This is a genomic window from Oceanospirillum sediminis (genome assembly GCF_014164585.1).
Taxonomy (GTDB): domain Bacteria; phylum Pseudomonadota; class Gammaproteobacteria; order Pseudomonadales; family Halomonadaceae; genus Oceanospirillum; species Oceanospirillum sediminis.
Genome location: NZ_JACJFM010000131.1, coordinates 1 through 461, shown reverse-complemented (window position 1 = coordinate 461; position 461 = coordinate 1). Strand labels below are relative to the sequence as shown.

1 protein-coding gene is annotated in these 461 nt (G+C 36.7%); it reads right to left on the bottom strand.

Annotated elements, in window-relative coordinates; all coding sequences use genetic code 11:
* Positions 1-235: hypothetical protein (locus H4O21_RS24220; RefSeq protein WP_220495855.1), on the bottom strand; the 235-nt coding region annotated here is incomplete at its 3' end.
* Positions 236-461 lie beyond the last annotated feature (226 nt).

Sequence of the window (461 nt, the reverse complement as noted above, 5' to 3'; positions counted from 1 at the left end):
TACAACAAGTAACATGCTCATAGGTTTTGTGTTGTTTTTTGTATTCATCATCAAAACACCTCCTGAGCATTTGATACCATTGGCTATATCCATAATGTTGCACCTTTTTACCATCAACTTTCATCGCCACACCGAAGCCACAATCATTAACTCCAACACCAAATATTGGCTTTCTTTTTCCTTTCTTTATATCTCTGTTAAGCTCCATTTTTATGGAGAGATTTTTCTTTTGCATTTCTTTTCCTCATGGCCTTTAGCCTGCAATATGGACAGCAGTACTTCTTGTCACTTCTGCATCCTGGCAACAGGTCTTTCCCGCACATCAAGCACTTCATTATTAACCCTCACAATAAAGATAACACATAGCTGTTATCATATCAAGATGTAATGCAAGACATTATCACAATAAAACATATCAAAAGTGATAGCTTTCCTGTTCAGAACACGATAATCAGCTCATC